The sequence below is a fragment of the Candidatus Methylobacter favarea genome, assembly GCF_902806695.1.
GTDB lineage: Bacteria > Pseudomonadota > Gammaproteobacteria > Methylococcales > Methylomonadaceae > Methylobacter_B > Methylobacter_B favarea.
This window is the reverse complement of sequence record NZ_CADCXN010000100.1, coordinates 1-20,455: the sequence shown is the minus strand read 5'-3', so window position 1 is coordinate 20,455 and position 20,455 is coordinate 1. Positions and strand designations below refer to the sequence as shown.

At 46.7% G+C, this 20,455-nt stretch carries 17 protein-coding genes; 12 read left to right on the top strand and 5 right to left on the bottom strand.

Features of this window, described 5'->3' with window-relative positions; genetic code table 11:
- Positions 1 to 446: 446 nt before the first annotated feature.
- Both HUX64_RS15715 and HUX64_RS15710 read right to left on the bottom strand, forming a co-directional pair.
- Complete coding sequence (locus tag HUX64_RS15715; protein ID WP_174627163.1) at positions 447 to 857, bottom strand: hypothetical protein; 411 nt, start codon at positions 855 to 857, stop codon at positions 447 to 449.
- 2 nt (positions 858 to 859) lie between these two features.
- The gene (locus HUX64_RS15710; RefSeq protein WP_174627162.1) at positions 860 to 2,035 is read right to left on the bottom strand and encodes a histidine decarboxylase; all 1,176 of its coding nucleotides are present in this window, start codon (positions 2,033 to 2,035) and stop codon (positions 860 to 862) included.
- 393 nt (positions 2,036 to 2,428) lie between these two features.
- Here HUX64_RS15710 and HUX64_RS15705 point away from each other — a divergent pair, with 393 nt between their 5' ends.
- The 7 genes from HUX64_RS15705 to HUX64_RS15675 all read left to right on the top strand — a co-directional run bounded on the left by HUX64_RS15705 (position 2,429) and on the right by HUX64_RS15675 (position 10,016).
- Positions 2,429 to 2,875, top strand: coding sequence for a host attachment protein (locus tag HUX64_RS15705; RefSeq protein WP_174627161.1), 447 nt, complete (start codon positions 2,429 to 2,431; stop codon positions 2,873 to 2,875).
- Between the two features lie 181 nt (positions 2,876 to 3,056).
- Positions 3,057 to 4,169: a LysM peptidoglycan-binding domain-containing protein gene (locus HUX64_RS15700; RefSeq protein WP_174627160.1), complete on the top strand. Its 1,113-nt coding sequence runs from the start codon at positions 3,057 to 3,059 to the stop codon at positions 4,167 to 4,169.
- A gap of 17 nt (positions 4,170 to 4,186) precedes the next feature.
- Positions 4,187 to 5,272 carry a DNA-processing protein DprA gene (dprA, locus tag HUX64_RS15695; protein ID WP_174627164.1) on the top strand — a complete coding sequence of 362 codons (1,086 nt, stop codon included), beginning with the start codon at positions 4,187 to 4,189 and terminating at the stop codon, positions 5,270 to 5,272.
- A gap of 13 nt (positions 5,273 to 5,285) precedes the next feature.
- Positions 5,286 to 5,753, top strand: coding sequence for a Smg family protein (locus HUX64_RS15690; protein WP_174627159.1), 468 nt, complete (start codon positions 5,286 to 5,288; stop codon positions 5,751 to 5,753).
- 27 nt (positions 5,754 to 5,780) lie between these two features.
- Positions 5,781 to 8,105 carry a type I DNA topoisomerase gene (topA, locus tag HUX64_RS15685; RefSeq protein ID WP_174627158.1) on the top strand — a complete coding sequence of 775 codons (2,325 nt, stop codon included), beginning with the start codon at positions 5,781 to 5,783 and terminating at the stop codon, positions 8,103 to 8,105.
- A gap of 116 nt (positions 8,106 to 8,221) precedes the next feature.
- A complete protein-coding gene (gene tsaC, locus HUX64_RS15680; protein WP_174627157.1) occupies positions 8,222 to 8,779 on the top strand; it encodes an L-threonylcarbamoyladenylate synthase type 1 TsaC in 558 nt (185 codons plus the stop codon).
- A gap of 919 nt (positions 8,780 to 9,698) precedes the next feature.
- Positions 9,699 to 10,016 (top strand): hypothetical protein, encoded by a 318-nt coding sequence (locus HUX64_RS15675; protein ID WP_174627156.1) that lies wholly within the window; start codon positions 9,699 to 9,701, stop codon positions 10,014 to 10,016.
- A gap of 1,390 nt (positions 10,017 to 11,406) precedes the next feature.
- Here the strand turns inward: HUX64_RS15675 and HUX64_RS15665 are convergent.
- Complete coding sequence (locus HUX64_RS15665; protein ID WP_174627154.1) at positions 11,407 to 14,127, bottom strand: patatin-like phospholipase family protein; 2,721 nt, start codon at positions 14,125 to 14,127, stop codon at positions 11,407 to 11,409.
- A 397-nt stretch (positions 14,128 to 14,524) separates the two neighbouring features.
- Between HUX64_RS15665 and HUX64_RS15660 the strand changes: the two genes are divergently transcribed.
- The 3 genes from HUX64_RS15660 to cpdA all read left to right on the top strand — a co-directional run bounded on the left by HUX64_RS15660 (position 14,525) and on the right by cpdA (position 17,847).
- Positions 14,525 to 15,577: an NAD(P)-dependent alcohol dehydrogenase gene (locus tag HUX64_RS15660; RefSeq protein ID WP_174627153.1), complete on the top strand. Its 1,053-nt coding sequence runs from the start codon at positions 14,525 to 14,527 to the stop codon at positions 15,575 to 15,577.
- A gap of 141 nt (positions 15,578 to 15,718) precedes the next feature.
- Positions 15,719 to 17,035: an amino-acid N-acetyltransferase gene (gene argA / locus HUX64_RS15655; RefSeq protein WP_174627152.1), complete on the top strand. Its 1,317-nt coding sequence runs from the start codon at positions 15,719 to 15,721 to the stop codon at positions 17,033 to 17,035.
- Between the two features lie 8 nt (positions 17,036 to 17,043).
- Positions 17,044 to 17,847: a 3',5'-cyclic-AMP phosphodiesterase gene (cpdA, locus tag HUX64_RS15650; RefSeq protein WP_174627151.1), complete on the top strand. Its 804-nt coding sequence runs from the start codon at positions 17,044 to 17,046 to the stop codon at positions 17,845 to 17,847.
- On the opposite strand, the gene HUX64_RS15645 is transcribed toward cpdA, so the two are convergent.
- Positions 17,841 to 18,389 (bottom strand): RNA pyrophosphohydrolase, encoded by a 549-nt coding sequence (locus HUX64_RS15645; protein WP_174627150.1) that lies wholly within the window; start codon positions 18,387 to 18,389, stop codon positions 17,841 to 17,843. The genes cpdA and HUX64_RS15645 overlap by 7 nt on opposite strands.
- Positions 18,390 to 18,548: 159 nt before the next feature.
- Here HUX64_RS15645 and HUX64_RS15640 point away from each other — a divergent pair, with 159 nt between their 5' ends.
- Complete coding sequence (locus HUX64_RS15640) at positions 18,549 to 19,235, top strand: histidinol-phosphatase (protein WP_174627149.1); 687 nt, start codon at positions 18,549 to 18,551, stop codon at positions 19,233 to 19,235.
- Positions 19,236 to 19,296: 61 nt separating this feature from the next.
- Here HUX64_RS15640 and HUX64_RS15635 read toward each other — a convergent pair whose 3' ends face one another.
- Complete coding sequence (locus tag HUX64_RS15635; protein ID WP_174627148.1) at positions 19,297 to 19,527, bottom strand: sulfurtransferase TusA family protein; 231 nt, start codon at positions 19,525 to 19,527, stop codon at positions 19,297 to 19,299.
- A gap of 81 nt (positions 19,528 to 19,608) precedes the next feature.
- Here HUX64_RS15635 and HUX64_RS15630 point away from each other — a divergent pair.
- The coding region (locus HUX64_RS15630; protein WP_246247070.1) for a siroheme synthase family protein at positions 19,609 to 20,455 on the top strand (847 nt) is incomplete at its 3' end.

Sequence of the window (20,455 nt, the reverse complement as noted above, 5' to 3'; positions counted from 1 at the left end):
CGGCACTATCCAGTTCTTCCACAGTGAGTCGATCCGATACCTTTAAGGCGACGTGAGACATAGCATTTCTCCGGAAACTCAACCCTATTCAACTTGGACTCCGGAGATTTCATAAGATTCGTATTACTTGACTGTATTGGTTTTAATACTTATCTCCGGTATCGTAATCTGCTAATAATCCGGCACTGTCGTCAATATGGCGCCGCTTAATTGAAGTAGCCTGGATCAAGCAAAGCGGAAACCAGCGAGGATAGAAAGATGACAGACCTGATTGGGAATGTTGCTGGGCGCTCGGGAACTGAACCGAATTCCGAAACCAGCCGCGGATTTACCTTCATACATCACAACTTTTGTGAGTAAAACTACTGACTATTCCAGCTTCGCCAGTTGGATATTGGTTTAATTCCCGTCCGGCTCAGGTCCCGTTACTGAAATAATCCACAGGCTTACTCAGGCATTTCCTGAGGAACCAGAACATCAGCCACAAGCGCCAATGCATTGGCCGTTCGATCCGTAGAAATTGCTACCAGACTATAATCCGAGTTACGTTCCATAAAACGGATGCTGCGCAATTCAATTCCTGCATCTGTAAATCTGCGGGCAATTTTGGCTAATGCCCCCGGCTCATCGTTTAATTTCACCAAAATGGCGTCTTCGGTAATAATGCGCATGTTTTTAAGCTGGTGAACAGCTTGTAATGCCGCGTCATATTTATTGACATTCAGCACGACGACGACATGTTCTCCGAGTGTTTCTGCATCTATCGATTCAATATTAACGTCTGCCGCGGCCAATGCTTCGGTAATTTCGGTTACAACGCCGGTACGGTTGTCAGAGATAATGCTTAATTGTTTCATAATTATCCCGTTCCTGCGCACGCTTGAGGCTCTTCTTTTCGCGCTGCCGCAATATCAGCAATCAAATTATCAATATGGCGGGTTTCAACATGCGGCATGGTAATGATATGGGCAATATTGTGCTGAGAGGCGAGTTGCCATTTATCCAGTATTGAATCGCTGCATTTTGGGAATACCACAGTGATTGAGTTCTTGTTGCGCCAGGCCGGTATGCCTGCCTTATGGAACAGTTTAACTGCATATTTGGCCATATCCAGACAGTAATGAATAATTTCGCGAAAACCATCAGTGCCTTTGGTATGAATGGCATACCAGAGGAATAATGGCGTAATTGCATTTCTTGAGCCGGTCACAGTGGTGTCCAATGTTCCGACGTATTCGATGGCCCGGGCGATACGCTCAACATGCTTCTTTCTGGCCAAGGCAAGTCCGCACGGAATGGGTGAACCTATCATTTTGTGGCCGCTAATGGCAATGCTGTCAATACCGGCATTAAAATCAAACGGCTGCGAATGTTTGACAAACGGCAAAATCATTCCGCTTAAGGCCGCATCACAGTGAATATAATAGCGGGGAATCGCATTATCCTGCATGATCTGTTTTATCTTATCGATATTATCGACCGCTCCAGTCATAGTAGTGCCGATTGTGGCAAAAATAATCGGCGGCACATCGCGATGTATGCGGATCGTTTCAGCCAGATCCTGGTAATCTATTTCGCCATTTTTCTGGCTTTTAATCATGATATTGCGGGCATGAACCATGCGTAAAATCTTCGGAACGCTGTAATGGGTGGCCTCAGAGTAATAAACCAGGCCGTCGGGAAAAGTTTCGCGGGCAATATAAATCCCGTACATATTGCCCTCGGTGCCGCCATTAGTCACGTATCCCCATATTTCATCAGGGCTGGCGTGAGTCAGTCCGGCAAAATAACGGACCACCTCACGCTCATATTCATGGCTGTTGAGATGATACCGGCTTTCAGTAAAGGGATCGCCGACATTATTCATCGGCAAACCAAGAAAGGGATATAACGGGGTATAATCAAATCTCCGGGTACAGGGATATCCCAGAAAGTGCTCTGCTTCTATTTGCAGGAAGTGTAAGAAGTCATTCAGGCGTTGTTGCAGATCAGGCCGTAACGGAGGTGAGCCCAAACTAAAATTGATGTCATTCATGTCAGTTCCCCGGAATATCGTTTTTAAGTAATAATCCTGTCTATTTTTAAGCTAATCAGAACCAGAATTTTTCCGGCAAAATGCTGTTTAAAGGACTATCCTTCGGGATTTCTCGAATAAACATTAGGCTTCCGAATGGCCTTTTTAGTTCATTGATGGTGTTTAATTTTGATAGACGCTACTCAAGATAGCGCTGCTGCTTCCTGATTAAAGCAGAGCAACTTTATTCTGCCTTCATTTAATTTAGAGACTACCCTTACCGAGTCGTGGAATAATATTTATAATTATTTCAGCTTTCTGATTCCTAGTTCTGAATAAGCCTTTTTCTTTCTCCTGTTGAACCTTTACCTATTGTTGAATTCATTATATTAATCTGACCCGGAGATAATAATTATGAAACTGACCTGGATACTTGCTGCTGATAATACTCGGGCCCGTATTTTTACGACCGAATCTTCCGCTTCTCCCCTGGTAGAGATAGAAGACCTCGCTCACACAGCCAGCCGTTTACTGGACCGGGAAATTACTTCCGACTTGCCAGGCAGGGTAAAAAGCTCAAACGGCATAGGGCATGCTTTAGAGCAGCCAACCGATCCCAAAAAACACGAAGCCGACAAGTTTGCTCATCAGATTGCCAGTTATCTGGCAGCGGCGTACAAAGCCGGCAAATTTGAACAATTATTCATAGTTGCAGAGCCATCTTTTCTTGGTTTGCTGAGAAGCCATCTGCCGGAGCAGATTAAGAAACAAGTGTGCTTTGAACTTGATAAAAATATCACGACACAAAGCGCCGCCGATATTCGCAAACACCTGCCCACCTATTTGGCGAGCTCCCTGTAGACGAGTTCTGGACGAGGCCATTATTCACAGCTAGCGAGGCTGAAATGTCATACGCTACATTAACGCATCAAATAGCGACTGTTTTTCCTTCAAATTCAGGAAAAATAAGTCCAGGTAGAATTTTGTATAAATTCATCTAAACTTCCGGTTCAGGCAGACTAAAAAAGACCGGCAGGAAAAAATGGCATATCGACTACTTTCAGGATTGTTAATAACGTTGATTTTCAGCATAAGCTCATGGGCTGAGGAAATACCGCTAAATTTGTCTCATCCGGATCAGTATACGGTGCTCAAAGGTGATACTTTATGGAACATAGCCGGTAAATTTTTAAATCACCCCTGGCAATGGCCTGAATTATGGCGGCACAATAATCAGATTGAAAACCCTAATCTGATTTATCCAGGCGATACCATTTATTTTTCCGTAGTCAACGGTAAACCCCAGCTTAGCCTAGCCAGAAATGAACAGCCTCAACTGCCGGCTGGTTCACCCTGCATCCTTAAGGAAGAAGATATTAAAAACGGGCGTACGGACTTTGCTGTTTCCGAAAACGGAAAATTATTACCGTGCATTCGTGAAATCACCGGCAAACAGGCAATCAAGCTGGTACCTGCGGAAGCCATAGCAAAATATTTAACTTCACCAAAAGTGGTGGGCAAAAACGAACTAGACACTGCCCCTTATGTTATCGGCTTTGCCGGCGAACATCTGATTGCAGGTACCGGCGACAAAATTTATGTGCGCTCAATAACTCGGCCGAAAAGCTTGTCTTATACCATCTACCGGGCCGGCGACACCTATGTCAGCCCAGTAAGCGGGGAAATTTTAGGCTACGAGGCAAAATATATTGCCGATTCCACATTGCAGCAGGCCGGAGATCCGGCCACCTTGGCTGTAACCAAATCAGGCAGTGAGATTGTCATTGGCGACAGGATTATGGTCAATTCTGAAGAGGATGTGGCCTTGAATTATTTTCCCCGGCCTCCTGCACACAATATAAAAGGCAACATTATCAGCGTCCTGGGCGGAGTTTCTCAAATCGGCCAATATAATGTAGTCGTGATAGATAAAGGTACGGCAGACGGCCTCCTGCCGGGCCACGAACTGGATATATATAAGCGCGGCAATATAGTCAGTGACGCATACAGCGCAGTCAAAACCGATGCTGTCAGACTTCCTGATGAAATCGCCGGTACTCTTATGGTTTTCCGTCCTTTCGAACGTATCAGTTATGCGCTGATCATGAAAGCCGGCCAAGCCATTCACGTTCTGGATAAAGTTCAAATCCCCTGAACATTCCCGCTCAGCAAATTGATAAGGATATACACTACTGGCTTGCGCTATCGCGCATAACCGGCATCGGCTGCAGAACCTTTCTCAGACTGCTGGAAACCCATTCGCCTGCGCAGTTGTTCGCAGAATCCACCCGAGCGCTTTCGACTTTAGGTTTAAAAAGTGATAGTATTCAAGCCATTAAAAATCCTGATTGGGCAATTATCGATACTGATCTGGCCTGGCTGGAACAACCAAATAATAGCGTAATTACCTTTAATGATACAAACTATCCGCCTCAACTGAAGCAAATTCCAGATCCGCCGCCTATTTTATTTGTGCGCGGCAATCCCGAACTTTTGTCAGCGCCTCAAATTGCCATAGTAGGCAGCCGCAACCCTTCCTCCCTGGGTCTTGAAACCGCCAGAAACTTTGCCAGGACACTGAGCCGCTGCGGTTTTGTTATTACCAGCGGCCTGGCTTTAGGGATTGATGCAGCCAGTCATCAGGGTGCATTGAATGCCAATGGTTATACCATTGCCGTAGCGGGAACAGGGCTGGATCGGGTATATCCGGCCAGACATAAAGACTTGGCTATCCAGATTGTAAATACCGGCGCCATGATTTCGGAATTCCCCGCCGGGACCATCGCCAAAGCCAACCATTTCCCCAGGCGCAACCGCATTATCAGCGGTCTTTGCCAAGGTTTATTGGTTGTTGAAGCTGCCCAACAAAGTGGCTCATTAATTACCGCCAGATTGGCTTTGGAACAAAATCGTGAAGTGTTCGCCATTCCGGGCTCAATTCATAACCCGTTGGCCCGGGGCTGCAATGCTTTAATACGCCAGGGCGCAAAACTTGTCGAAACCACCCAGGATATTCTCGAAGAATTAAATCAATATAATCAACAATATGAGAGCTCTCTATCGGTGGGTATGCAATCAACGCTTGACCTGGAGCAACAAACATTATTGAATCGTGTCCTGTTCGAGCCCACTTCTATTGATGATCTGGTAGAAAATACCGGCGAGTCTGTTGAAGTTATTTCGTCCATGCTACTGATTCTGGAATTGCAAGGTTATATAGAGGCGACTGCCGGCGGTTGCTATGCACGTATAAAATAAAGTAAAACCTACTATGAAAGAAAATATTTTTGATGTCCTGATGTATTTATTTGAAAACTATATGGAAGATGAAATTGAAATACTTCCTGAAAGCGATGTCATCAGAACTGAATTACTGGCAGCAGGGTTTGAATCCTGCGAGGTTAACAAGGCTTTTGACTGGCTGGAATCACTTAGTTTGGAGGGGGGCATAAAGCCGACTGTTTCGCCGGCATTTCGTATTTTCTGTAGCGAGGAGATTGCAAAGCTTGACCTTGAAAGCCGTAATCTCATCATATTTCTTGAGCACAACGGGATATTGAATTCCGCTAACCGGGAAATCGTCATAGACCGGGCAATGGCGCTGGAAAATGAGGAAATATCGATGGAAAAACTCAAATGGATAGTGCTGATGGTATTGCTTAGCCAGCCGGATGAGGAACTCGCTTTCTCGCGCATGGAAGATATTGTTTATGATCTGGTTCCGTCTTATTTACATTAACCTCAATCTGCCAACATTTCTCATTAAATGAGCAAGAATCTCGTCATCGTAGAATCGCCTGCAAAAGCCAAAACCATAGAAAAATACCTGGGCAAAAACTTCCAGGTTCTGGCTTCTTATGGACATGTACGCGACCTCATTCCCAAAGAAGGGGCGGTTGATCCTGAACATGACTTTGCCATGAAATATGAAGTCATTGAACGCAACCTGAGGCATGTGCAGGCTATCAGCAAAGCGCTTAAATCTGCAGATACTTTATATCTGGCGACCGACCCGGACCGCGAAGGAGAAGCCATTTCCTGGCACTTGTATGAACTGCTTAAAGAAAAAAACCTGCTGAAAAGCAAGCCGGTGCACCGGGTTGTCTTCCATGAAATAACCAAAAAGGCCGTCACTGACGCGATCGCCCATCCGGAGCAGCTGGCCATCAATTTAATCAATGCCCAGCAGGCGCGCCGGGCTTTGGATTATCTGGTAGGCTTTAATTTATCGCCCCTGTTGTGGAAAAAAATTCGTCGAGGTCTATCGGCAGGCCGCGTGCAAAGTCCAGCCTTGCGCATGATAGTCGAGCGCGAGATGGAAATTGAAGCCTTTAAAACCCGTGAATACTGGACTATTGATGCCGCTCTGACTGCTCAAGAACAAGCCTTTAAAGCCAGATTGACGCATTTTAACGGCGAAAAACTGACGCAATTCAGCATTAATAATGAAGCTTTGGCCGAGCAAACCAAACAAACCCTGCTGGCGGCGGCGGACGGCCAGCTGCTGGTTGCCAAGCTCGAAAAGAAACAGCAAAAACGCAACCCTGCTCCGCCTTTTATTACCTCGACCTTGCAGCAGGAGGCTTCGCGCAAACTGGGTTTTACTACCAAACGCACGATGATGATCGCCCAGCAGCTCTATGAAGGCATCGATATAGGCGGCGAAACAGCCGGTTTGATTACTTACATGCGCACCGATTCGGTTAACCTGGCGGTTGAAGCCGTTGCAGAGCTGCGCCAATTGATTGCGGAAATCTACGGTGCTGAAAACGTCCCTAAAGAACCGCGCCAATTTAAAACCAAATCGAAAAACGCCCAGGAAGCGCACGAAGCCATTCGCCCGACTTCTCCGCGCTACCTGCCTAACAAGATAAAAAACCACCTAAGTGTTGAGCAATACAAACTCTATGATCTGATCTGGAAGCGCACTATTGCCTGCCAGATGATGCATGCTACGCTTAATCTGGTTGCTGTTGATTTAACCTGCGGCGACGGCCGGCATATTTTCCGGGCCACCGGCTCAACCATTGCTTCGCCTGGGTTTATGGCGGTGTACCTTGAAGGGAAAGACGACAGCAAGGAAAGCGATGACAAGGAAAGCTTTCTGCCGCCGCTGGAGGAAGGCCGCCCTGTCCCGCTTAATGATATTATTGCGGCACAGCATTTTACCGAGCCGCCGCCTCGCTATGGCGAGGCCAGCCTGGTTAAGACGCTTGAAGAGCACGGCATAGGCCGGCCTTCGACCTATGCGTCGATTATTTCGACCCTACAGAACCGCGAATACGTCACCCTGGACAATAAACGCTTTAATCCGACCGATGTCGGCAGAATCGTCAATAAATTCCTGACTGAACACTTCACCAAATACGTTGATTATGATTTTACGGCCAATCTGGAAGACGAACTGGATGCGGTTTCACGCGGGGAAAAAGACTGGATTCCTCTAATGCATGCTTTCTGGAAACCTTTCAAGACCCTGATAAATGAGAAAGAAAAAGGGGTTCAGCGCAAGGACGTCACGCAGGAAGTCATCGCTGAAAACTGCCCAGAATGCGGCAGTCAATTGTCTATCCGCCTGGGGCGGAATGGCCGCTTTATAGGCTGCACCAACTACCCGGACTGCTCCTATACCCGCAATTTGAATGAGGACGCGAGTACGCCGGATGAGTCCGAGGTTATTGAAGGCCGCGTCTGTCCCCACTGTAAATCCCCGTTAGTTTTCAAAACCGGACGCTATGGCAAATTCATCGGTTGCAGCGCCTATCCCAAATGCAAATATATTGAGCCTTTGGAAAAGCCGTTGGATACCGGCGTTGACTGTCCGCAATGCAAAAAAGGCACTCTACTCAAGCGCAAATCGCGAAATGGAAAGATATTTTTCTCCTGCTCGGGCTATCCCAAATGTAATTACGCCTTATGGAACGCTCCGGTAAAAGAAAGCTGCCCGCATTGTAACTGGCCTATTTTAACTCTGAAAGAAACCAAAAAACGCGGCGTTGAAAAACTCTGCCCGCAAAAAGAGTGTAATTATGCAACGCCCTATGAAGGAGATCCGGCTGATATCCAGGGACCTGTGGAATCAGCGGTATAAACCGGGCGCTCATCAATTTATATTACTTGCTAAAATAAGCTGATAACGAAGTATTGGAATTTATAAACTAATTGAATCTTCGTTCACTTTGAGATTCTTTCGCTGTTCCCCGAAAAATGCCCTATCACTCAACTTTTAAAATAAGAAATGCGATTCGTCATATCAAGGCCGGGGATGTTATCGCCTACCCTACGGAAGCGGTCTACGGTTTGGGCTGCGACCCTCTTAATGAAGCCGCTGTCAGGACTTTACTCGACATTAAACAGCGCCCGATAGAAAAAGGCCTGATTCTTATTGCCTCCTCCCTGGCTCAACTACGGCCTTATCTTATCCTCGATAAAACCATACTGGAACACATACAGCCCACATGGCCTGGCCCCGTGACCTGGAGCGTTCCTGCCCGGCCGTGGGTCCCGGAATGGCTAACCGGCGCCCATAAAACTCTGGCTGTCAGGGTTACCAATCATCCCATAGCCAGCCAGTTATGCGCTCACTATGGCGGCCCCCTGGTCTCAACCAGCGCTAATCCCAGCACACAGCCTGCTATCAAAGATTCACGAAAACTGTTAAAAACCTTTGCCGCTTTGGATATTTTTATCCTTCACGGCAAAGTTGGCGGTCTTAATCAGGAAACGGCTATTTATGATGCCGTGAGTGGGAAGCGGCTTCGCTGATTACCGCTTTACTTATTGTACCTTGCCAGATTAGGCCCAATCGCCTCATCTTCATACTTACCGGGAAAGCAGTATCCGGCGACATGCAGGCTGGAGTGCCTATGGCGAATAGTGAGATACGAAAATGTTTATCCGAAAAACTATGCATCAGTGCCTGAACTGCAGGTGGGCCTGGGGGCGTATTAAATTCTTTACAAGGGTGAACGGTTTCCCGGTCATTAGCTTATTAAAGCCCCGATCACGTCTATTTGACGGAAGAAAATAGTGTGGTAAGAATCGCTGATCCTTTTAGTGAAAAATTCTTCAAATTAAGAGGCGGGGCAGCCCCCATCTAGTATAAAGAAAAAGACACCCTCTTGAATTAAGCGTTAAATTATCTGGACAATAATCTCCACTATAAATATCTAATTGATCCACCCGCCTCTCTTAGCTAAACTGGCTTTTGGTTTTTGGGTATTACTCGTTAGAAAAGGGGGCGCCAGCGCAGACTCGAAAAAACCAAAAGAATTATAAAATGACCTTGTGGATGCCCACTTTATTCAAGGCCGTCGCATCTAAACAACAAAAACGCTTTGATACCCACAGAGCCTTTGACTATCTGCGAATCTTAAAATACGGGATTATCCATCACATACCCATCTTTAATAGACAACCCCCTGTCAGGCTGGTTGTCGCCTCCAAATTTAAATAGAGCGGTTAGGCATGAAATCAAGACTCAGCAAAGCGTTTAGAAAGCGAGCGATGCAAAGCTCTGTTACAAAGAGGCGATAAAACGATACCGTGTATTGCCGAGGAATTAAATATTTACATATTCACGTTAAAACACTGGTTAAGACCATATCGCCCATAACCACTGTCAACTAATAAAACTACAACACGTCCTGTCGACTGGACTTCCAAGGAACTCTTTTATGCGTTAATGGCCGGCTATGGCCTGGAGGATGAGGGGTTAAACGCTTTCTTCCGGGTGCAGGGCATATTCCTTCATCACCTGGAAGCCTCGCAACAGAATTTTATCAACAGTCCTCACACGTCAGTTCCGGAGTCATTTGACAAAATTTTGCGCGATGAAAACACGCAACTAAAGAAGACTTACAACGCAAGGAGAAAGCCTTGGCGGAAGCCGTGGCTTTACGGATACGGCAAAAAAATCCCAAATAGCGGCATGATTTTACTCGCAGAACGCAGACAGATCATAGAATGGATTGACCTTGCAGCAAGCGAGGGCAAAGCTTAATAAGGCCTGCGGCATTATGGGTTACGGTTAAGGCCGCACCCGATGGTAGCGTGCCTGGCTGAGCATGTGGAATCCATCATCTTGGAATCCGCTGTTTATTATATTCTAAAAGCCGAGAACCAACTGATTCATCGTCATGCGAGCCAAGCGCCCCGGCAGATCTCTAAACCCCAGGTCTTATCAGCCACAGCGCCCAATCCACTGTATAGCTGGGATATTAGCTTTCTGGCGACCGCCGTCGCCGGTCAATTCTTCTATCTTGTATCCTTTTATGGATATCGTTAGAAGGCATTACTGAGGGGCAGTGAGCTTGCATTCCGACAATGGCAGTCCGATGAAAGGCGCCACTCTGCTGGCAATCCTCCAGCAGAGTGGCGTCAAGATCAAGCAATTCTTGACGTAGAAAGCCACTTATAGTGGCGCTAAGGCAGATGAGCAAAGAGATCAGAAACAGGGAATGGCAAGCAGAGGTGTTTTTAAATCCAGATAAATAGATCACTCAGCAGATAAATTATATAACCAATAGTATTCATTAATTTTCATCAGAGGCGATAAGAACTTGGATATTTCCCGGGCCGGAAGCGAAGAAGTTTCAGGAAGAAGCATCAGTCCGTCTCATGGAGGAAGTTTAAGTGCCTAAAGGGCGGGCAAGGTTTCATTCGCAAGGCTTTGAGTACAAGCTCTAACCCTGCATTCGGAAGGGACCCGCTAATGTGCACGTCTTAATTTGACGTTTCTGAATTTATACATCGATACGTTCGTAAAGCTACTCTTGAAGATTTCTCTCATAGCCAGACGATAAAATACCAATCTGCCCGAATACTTCAGTTGCAATACTATAAACGATCAGAAATTGAAACGTCGCTGGAGTTGATAACCGGCCTGGAAAATTAGTTGCCGCTGGCAGTTTCTTTCTCGCTGAGCGCGAAGAGTACGAAAAAAAAATCATAGGTTGCGGTGATCTGGCAACTGATGTTGTTGAGCCTAGAGAAGAAATGAAGGGCTTTTTCGTGCCGACTGATTGGCTAGAAGCGATGTCGCTCACGTGTTTTAACTGTTATTAAGAAGGTTATCGGTTAGCACAGTTTTATCTTTGTCTGTAGATTGATTGTAGTTGACTCCGGGGCGCTTTAGGCGAGCGGTATATCTGAACTGGTCGCAAGCTTCATGGAAGACGCTCTGAATTCTGGTGTATAAGTTTTCGGTTTTCCTTGACTCATTTTGGCTCACAGTTTATTGGGATCTTTTAAATTGTAGATGGGCTTTGGTGTGGTCACTGCAAACGATAGCAGAATGTCTTCCAGAACAAAAAAATAGCCTCAAGCCCGAAAAAAGCTGCCCCGAAACCTTGCTCGCGCGGGCTCAAGTCCGGCAAACTACTGTCATGCAGTTATAGCGGCATCCGCCCGACAGCCTTAAACCATTTATCAAATACCTTTAAATGGATAAGCGCAAATATCCAGCCGATCAGGCCAATACCTAAGCCCGCAGCGATTCGCCAGGGAAGATCGTGAAAACTTAACAACAGGGTGGCGAATTTAGCTTCTTTTGCCCCGATTACTGCCATTATTAAATTAATAATCAGCAGCATGACAACAGTCCCGAGGATTATGTTAATGGTCAGGCTGTTGGCAAGCCAGCTCAAAATAGGGCTAAACGGTTTCCAGCCGGGATGGGTAAGCCATATCGCAACCAGGGCGATTACTGAAAGAGCGATTAAAGCTATGGCTGTTAGTCTTAATGGTTTATAGAGTTTCCAGACTTTGCCGAACTTCAGGGAGGAAACTTTCAGATTGGCTTTCAATTTCTCCAATGCCTCTCCACCGCCTTCGCTTTGAGTCATGACAGGTTCCAGCTGCAGAAATTTCCAGTCCCGCTTTTTTTCCTGATTCAGGGGAAATATACCCTTCAGATAATTCAAGGCCGGCTCCATTGCCCTATAACCGCTGGTCATTAAGGCATAGGCTTCAATGTCCGAAAATGAATCAAGATCAGTCCGTATATTAGCCAGCAGTTTCTGAATATCCTTGCGAATGCCATAAGAAGTCCTGGCATTGGGGTCGGGCTGGACTTTTAACGGTTCCGTACTGTTGACCACATTGATATCTTCTCCTTCAAGGCCCTGTTTGAGATGCACGAACGCAAAGCCTTTGATTATGCCGGAACGAGTTCTATCCTTGAGATCTTCAAACTGGCTGTTGCGCACCCGCTGCATTACTGTGTTATTGGCGCGCAGCAGAGGTTTAATAATGCCACCGCCGGGGTCTTTTTCGGTATTCAGTTGCCCGGAGGCATCGCTGGAAATAATGATGTCGCAGTCCTGCTCCAGCAAACCTTCAACGCCCTGGTTATCAAAAATACCGCCGTCCACCAGTCTGACCGTAAAGTCCGGATACAGACCATTTAGAATAAGCGGTTCGAATATACCCGGCACACAGGAAGAGGCGCCTACCGCGCTCCCTAGTCTCACGTTTTTATAGTTGTCGGGAGCTTGGTAATAATAAGTGCGCCGATAGCGGTCATTGCCATCGACCTCCTTATCTATCTCTGCCGGAGACTCGCCCAGCCAGGAAGCTGTATATTGCCAGTTGTGCCCGGTATTTAATGTGGTCGCATTAATTACCAGCTCAGGGACCTTGGCCAGCCGCGACCAGTTGTCGCGCCTTGGCAGAAAATTCTTGTTGCCTTCGGGATAAACGTATAAATTGTTCAACCAGCGTTTGGCAGAGCCTTCATTATCCTTTATGCGGCTATAAATAAGTTCTTCATAAAGTTCGCCGATCCTCAATGTGCGCGAATAACTCAGCGAAAAAATCAACCTCAGGTTATACCAGGGATTAGCCAGCAAACTGACGCGGGGATTTTTTTGTACGCCGGCCAGAAAATCGTCGGCAATTGTTTCCACCAGTTTGATATAGTCTTCGCGAGTAATATCTGCATCGGTCTTATTTTCAACATTAAATAAACGCCGCAGTTCCAGATAATAATGCGTGCCGATAATGGAGCCGCCGGAAACGCAGGACATGACCTCGATGTGCCGGAGCAGGTCATGTTCAGCCAGTTTGGCCAATACGCCGATATGATATAAAGAGGCGCGAAACCCGCCGCCTGAAAGCGCCAGTCCGAGCTTGCCGCGATACAGGGAATATAAAGCCCTGGCATTGGCCTTTTCGCCTGCATAATCTATTAATGTTTGCCAGGCCTCGGTTTGTTCCAGATCCTGATCGGAAATATCCGCTTTTGCCTGAAACTTAGCCAACTGCACAAGTTGTTTAATCGTGCTGACAAACAGCCGTTCAGGAAGGTTGGGGATTTGCTTTAGCAGAGTTAACCATTTTCCGGCTTCTTTATAATTCCCAACGCCGAAGTAGGCTTCGGCGAGCGTCGACATAGGTTCATAAGAATTTACTTCAAGCGGGCTGTTATTTATATTTTTAAGCTTTTCGCTTAAAAACTCAATGACAGCTGACCTGATCTCTATAGCCTTTTTCCGCCGCTCGGATACAGCAGTTTCCATCAGTTCAAAATTGCCGGTCAGCTTATCTTTCCGAGGTTTCAAATGCTGGTCGTGCCGGTTTTCGAGAAAGGCCAAATAATCCGTTGCCTGCTTCTCGACCGTGTAGGCAATAAGATCATGAATAAAGGCGGCATTAATAGCGGTATAGCCATTATCGCCCGCTACGCCCGCTTTAAAGCCGCGTTCGTAATAAGCTAAAGAGCGATCCAGATTGACTTTATTGCCCTCGACCTCCCACTTGCGCTTGTAAATGGCGCCGGCAAGTCTGAGAGTTTCGTAGTTTGTAGTCGTCAACAGATCGAATGCATCACGCAGGATGTCTATGGCCTGATCAATTGCTTTAACCCGATTAAGCTCAGGATCTTTATAAGTCGCCAGCGCCCTTTTTTGGGCGATTTCTTCGCTGGGCTGTTTATGAGTGATATTTTGCTTTACCGCCAACTCCAGTATGCCTCTGGCCCAGCTGAATTCTTCATAATCCAGCAGCTGTGTGGCCAACTCCAGAAGATATTCAACCGGCTTTAATTCACCGTTCAGGATAGCTTTCGCATCGGAAATAGAGCGTTCTTTTTGCTGTTCAATTTGATCAACCATTTTTGTTCCCCTCCAGTATTCGATAATATTATTTTTCTTTGCGAAATGATGTTAAATTTTCCTCCTGTGGGTCAAGGCATAATTCTCAAGTCTCTGCGGCATCTACTAGCTATCCCGGCCCGGTTGAAGCTATCCCTGCAAAGAACTGACAAAAACTTAATCATCCGCCTTTTCAATAGGTTAGTCTAGCGATGTTGGATGAAATGTGGTGAACGTGAAAGTTACGGAATTTTGCTGATTCACCCCTGTTTAGCGCTTACCTGAAAAGCGGAAACAATATCTCCTCGCTAATAATGGTTTTAGGGAAATCTGGTAGGGTTATAATTTCCAGGTTGAACAGCTAAACAAAACAATATAATGACTCATTTTAAGTTTATTTCTACTAAAGGAGCTTCTTATGCAAAAATCTATCGGTTACGCAGCCCACGGCCTGAAATCCTCACTGGTACCTTTCAGCTTTGAACGCCGGGATATTACCCCGACTGACGTCCATATTGAAATTCTCTATTGCGGAGTTTGCCACTCCGATTTGCACCAGGTGCGCGATGACTGGGGCGGGACGGTATTTCCTGTGGTGCCGGGCCATGAAATCGTGGGTAAAGTGGCGAAAGTCGGCAATGAAGTAAAAAATTTCAAGCCCGGCGATATGGCCGGCGTCGGCTGCCTGGTTGATTCCTGCGGCGCATGCAGCGATTGCCAGGAGCATCTGGAACAGTTTTGCGATAATGCCGTATTTACTTATAACAGCCCCGATAAACATACCGGCGGCATTACTTACGGAGGCTATTCCAACCAGATTGTCGTCGATCAGAAATTTGTTTTGCAACTTTCAGACAAGCTTGATCCGGCTGCGGCTGCGCCGCTGTTATGCGCGGGCATTACTACCTATTCCCCGTTGCGGCACTGGCAGGTAAAAAAAGGCGATAAAGTCGGAGTCGTGGGCTTGGGCGGACTGGGGCACATGGCGGTAAAGTTCGCCCATGCCTTTGGCGCGCATGTCGTGCTGTTCACGACCTCCGCAGGCAAAACGGAAGATGCAAAACGGCTGGGCGCCGATGAAGTAGTCATATCGAAAAATTCCGGGGAAATGAACAGGCATGCCAAAAGCTTTGATTTCATTCTGAACACAGTAGCCGCTCCGCATAATCTCGATGCCTACACCACCTTGTTAAAGCGCGACGGCACCATGTGCCTGGTAGGCGTGCCCGACCGACCGCATCCTTCACCTGCCATAGCCAGCCTGATTTTCAAGCGCCGCAGCATTGCCGGCTCGTTAATCGGCGGCTTGCAGGAAACCCAGGAGATGCTCGATTTTTGCGCTGAACACAACATTACTTCAGATATCGAAATCATTCCCATCCAGAAAATTAACGAAGCCTACGAACGCATGTTAAAAAGCGATGTGAAATATCGCTTCGTTATCGATCTGGCGAGCCTGAAGAGCGATTGACTGTCAATCAACATCCAAAACTTTCCAGCTCTCACACCGAAAAGTTTCAGTTGACTTGTAAGACTATTGCTGTCAGCCGCTTTTTTACGTTGTTCGAACCGGTTAAGAGGTATGCTTCACGCTTTAGATACAATAAGAATAATGATTTTACAAAACGAATTCGTCAACTCGTTCAGGGCCTCATCGCCTTATATTCATGCTCACCGCAATAAAACCTTCGTTATTTCTTTCGGGGGTGAAGCGGTGCTGGCTGAGGATTTTGATCATCATGTCCATGATTTTGCCTTGCTCAACAGTTTGGGGATACGCCTGGTGCTGGTTCACGGCATACGTCCCCAGATCGATCAGCGTCTTGCCAAACTGAAGGCGCCTGCCTGCTTTCATGAGCATTTGCGTATTACCGATGATCTGGCCCTGCAATGCGTAAAAGAAGCAGCGGGTTTGGTGCGTGTGGAAATTGAAGCCTTGTTGTCGATGGGTTTGGCGAATTCGCCGATGGCCGGCGCCAAAATCAAGGTGGCTTCCGGTAATTTTGTCACGGCCAAGCCGCTGGGAGTTATTGATGGCGTCGATTATTGCCATACCGGCGAAGTGCGCCGCATCGATAGTGACGCTATTCATCAGCAGCTTGACCAGGACAATGTGGTATTGATTTCGCCTATTGGCTATTCACCCAGCGGAGAGATTTTTAATCTGTCCGCTGAACAGGTTGCCACGGCTGTTGCGATCGCATTAAAAGCGGAAAAATTAATTTTATTGACTGAACAAAGCTGCTGCAATCCTGACAGCGGCGATCATATCCAGCAAATGACGACCGCTGAAGCGGAGGCTTTCCTGCTGCACTATCAGGAAATTCCCGATGCCGTCAGGCGGGCTCTCAAGGCTGCTATTCAAAGCTGTCAGGCTGAAATAGCCCGCGTGCATTTAATTGATAGAACGAAAGATGGCGCCTTGCTGCTTGAACTTTTTACCCGCAACGGCATAGGTACCTTGATCAGTTCAATGCCCTATGAAGATTTACGGCCGGCGGCTCTGAATGATATCGGCGGTATTCTGGAATTGATAAAACCGCTGGAGCAGCAAGGAAAATTAACCAAACGCTCCAGAGAAAAAATTGAAATGGAAATCGCCGATTATAATGTCATAGAGCGAGACGGCCTGGTTATCGGCTGTGCGGCATTGCACGCGGACGAACAAAGTCGGTCAGGCGTCATTGCCTGTCTTGCGGTGCATCCTCATTATCAGGGATCAGCCCGCGGCAACCGCATGCTTGACTATATCTACGGCAAGGCAAGACGGCTGGCTCTGAAACAATTATTCGTGCTGTCAACGCAAACGATGCACTGGTTTATCGAGCGTGGATTTTTGGCATCCGATATTAACAGGCTTCCCGAGCCGCTCAAGAATCTATACAATCCGTTAAGAAACTCCAGGATTCTTTGCAAGGAAATTGACTAGCAGTTTATATGGCGCAGCAACCCGGCTTTATATCAGTATTGCAAATAACCGACATGCATATACGCGCTGCTCCGGAGGATACCTTGCTGGGCGTTGATACTGGTTATTACTTCAAGGCAGTTCTCGATTTAGCCTTTGCCGGAAAACAGCAATATGATTTAATTCTCGCTACGGGCGATCTTGCCCAGGATCCTTGCCCGGCCAGTTACCGGCGCATTCTCCAGATGCTGGAAGCCTGTAATATTCCTTGTATTTGCTTGCCGGGCAACCATGATGATTATCATTTGATGCAGCAAATACTGAATACCGGCAAGGTTAGCTGCCGCAAACAGGTATTAGTGGGCGGCTGGCAGATTATTTGCCTGAACAGCCAGATACCGGGTGCTCCCGAAGGCCTCCTGGCAAAACCGGAATTGTTATTTCTTGACGAATGTTTAAAGAGTCACCCGGAGCACTACGCGCTTATTGCAGTCCATCATCATTGTCTGAAAACCAAAACCCCCTGGATGGATACCATGATGATAAAAAATAGTGAGGAACTATTTGAGATAATTACTAAATATCCGCACGTCAAAGCAGTCACCTGCGGCCACATTCATCAAGCCATGGATGCTTCAGCTGCCTCTGTTCGCGTTTTTGGCACGCCGTCAACCTGCTTCCAGTTTAAACCCGGGAGCAAAAAATTTAGCCTGGACAACGCCATGCCTGGTTACCGCGTAATCCGGCTATACCCGGACGGCGGCATTAAATCTCGGCTTGACTGCCTGCCGGGGCAGTTGACCGGCTTGCAGGCGGATACGCATGGTTATTGATGCCCGGGCTTGCTCCTGCCGATTCTTTTTTGTTTGGATAAATATCCCGCCGCATCGACAGGGATAGAATCAATAGTCAGAATAGCGCCTAGCTCACTCATCGCCTTTTGATAAACCCGGCGCTTGAAATAAACCACGTCCTTAAGCGGCTCCCAGTAATCCACCCAGCGCCAGCCATCAAACTCCGGTTTGATGCTGCGGTCAAAACGCACATTTGATTCATGCGTTATCAGTCGCAAAATAAACCATATCTGCTTTTGTCCTATGCATAACGGCAGGGAATGTTTACGGATATAGCGCTCAGGCAACTGGTACCTGAGCCAGTAGCGCGTACGCCCCAATATCTGTACATGCTGTTGCAGCAGTCCGGTTTCTTCCCACAATTCTCGATACATCGCTGTTTCAGGGTCTTCATTCTGATTGATTCCGCCTTGGGGAAACTGCCATGCGTTCACGCCCATCCGTTTTGCCCAAAACACGCGACCCTCGTCATTGCAAAGGATGATTCCGACATTCGGCCGGTATCCTTTAGAGTCTATCATGTTAAAACCTGCGTTTTTTACCTTCCCTATATCTTTAATCCGTGTGATGGTAAAATTATATATAGGGCAAGGGATTAAATTAATGATGACATTGTTCCATAAAAAAAGTGGAGATGCCATAGTGCCTGATGCATTTAATTATTCCAGACGGGTTTCAAAGTGAGTTTAGCAATTTTTGATTTGGATAATACCCTGATTGCCGATGACAGCGACTACCTATGGGGTCAGTTTTTGGTAATGCAGGGGATAGTGGATAAAGATCACTATGAAAGCGCCAATGCTAAATTCTATGATGAGTACAGGCAGGGCACCCTTAGTATCGTTGAGTTTCTTAACTTTTCACTACAGCCCCTGGCCAAAAACAATACTGCCCAGCTCTATAAATGGCGGGAAAAATTTATAGAAGACATCATCAAGCCTTTGCTATTGGAGCCTGCGCGGCAACTGATTGCCAAGCATAAGCAAAGAGGCGATACCTTGCTTGTCATCACTGCGACTAACCGCTTTATTACCGAACCGATAGTGAAATTGTATGAAATTGATAATCTGGTGGCAACGACGCCGGAGTTTAGAGACGGAAGTTATACGGGCCGTTTTACGGGCCTACCCTGTTTTCAGGAAGGTAAAGTGAAATTGCTGGAAGAATGGTTGAAAAGCTCGACAGAATCAATGCAGGACAGTTGGTTTTACAGCGATTCACACAATGATTTGCCCTTGCTTAAGCGGGTAGATAATCCTGTCGCCGTCGATCCTGATGACAAGCTTGATCAATTCGCTAGGGAATTCAAATGGCCGGTTATCAGCTTAAGAAACGGTGTTTGCCCCACGCATCATTTTCATAAATAGCTTTGTCAATTACCTGCTGCGCTGACTTGGACTGCTGCAAAGATCACAATAAATCAACCCTCTATTTTTTTCTGATATAAAAAATTTGCTTGTCCATCTGTTTTATAAAATTGATAATCTGATGACCTGTCTGATCAGAATAAACGCCAAAATCCAGATGAGCGGCAGGATCTGTTGCTATCACTTTTACAACCTCCCCGCTGGCCATTTGCATTAAAATTTTTTTAAGGCGCAATAAAGGCAACGGACACAGCAAACCGGAGGCATCCAATTCCAGGTTAAATTCAATCATTATGGGTTTCAGGTTTTCTCAACTTATTTAAGTCCCTTTATAATAGCATTCTTCATTAAATACGTGAATTACAGTAAGAAAATGGATTATTTCCCGATTTTTGTAAAACTCAAAAACCAGGATTGCCTGGTGATCGGCGCCGGCGAAGTCGCCGCCCGGAAAATTGAACTGCTGGCACGGGCCGGTGCAAAAATTACAGTCATTGCCAAAGAGATAGGCGCTACGGTAGCGGACCTGCAGCGGGTTTACGACCTTATTTTACTGGAAAAAGATTTTTCACCCGAAGATATGCATAAATTCAGGCTGGTTGTTTCGGCTACCGATAATGCAGAAACCAATAGATTGGTTGCCAAAACAGCTGAGGCACAAAATATTCCTGTCAATGTTGTTGATAATCCCGAGCTTTGCAGCTTTATTTTCCCGGCTATTATAGACCGGTCTCCCATCATTGCAGCCGTATCCTCCGGCGGAGCTGCGCCTGTTTTAGCGCGCTTGCTCAGAGCCAGGATAGAAAGTGTAATTCCTCCTGCTTATGGCCGTCTGGCTCATCTGGCTGAAAAATTCAGGGCAACTGTTAAGCTGCACATAAAAAAGCCTGCCCAACGCAGGGTTTTCTGGGAAAACATGTTGCAGGGCTCGGTGGCTGAACTTGTTTTTTCAGGACGAGAGAAAGAAGCCGAACAACAACTGGAGAAAAGTCTCAGGAATGACAGCGGCAGCTGTGGTGAGGTTTACCTGGTAGGGGCCGGGCCGGGCGCCCCTGATTTATTAACTTTTCGCGCCTTACGGCTGATGCAGCAGGCCGATGTTGTCGTTTATGACCGGCTGGTTGCGCCGGCGATTATCGATCTGGCGCGCAGGGACTCGGAAAAAATTTATGTAGGCAAGCAACGGCAAAATCATGCCTTGCCGCAGGAAGGCATTAATA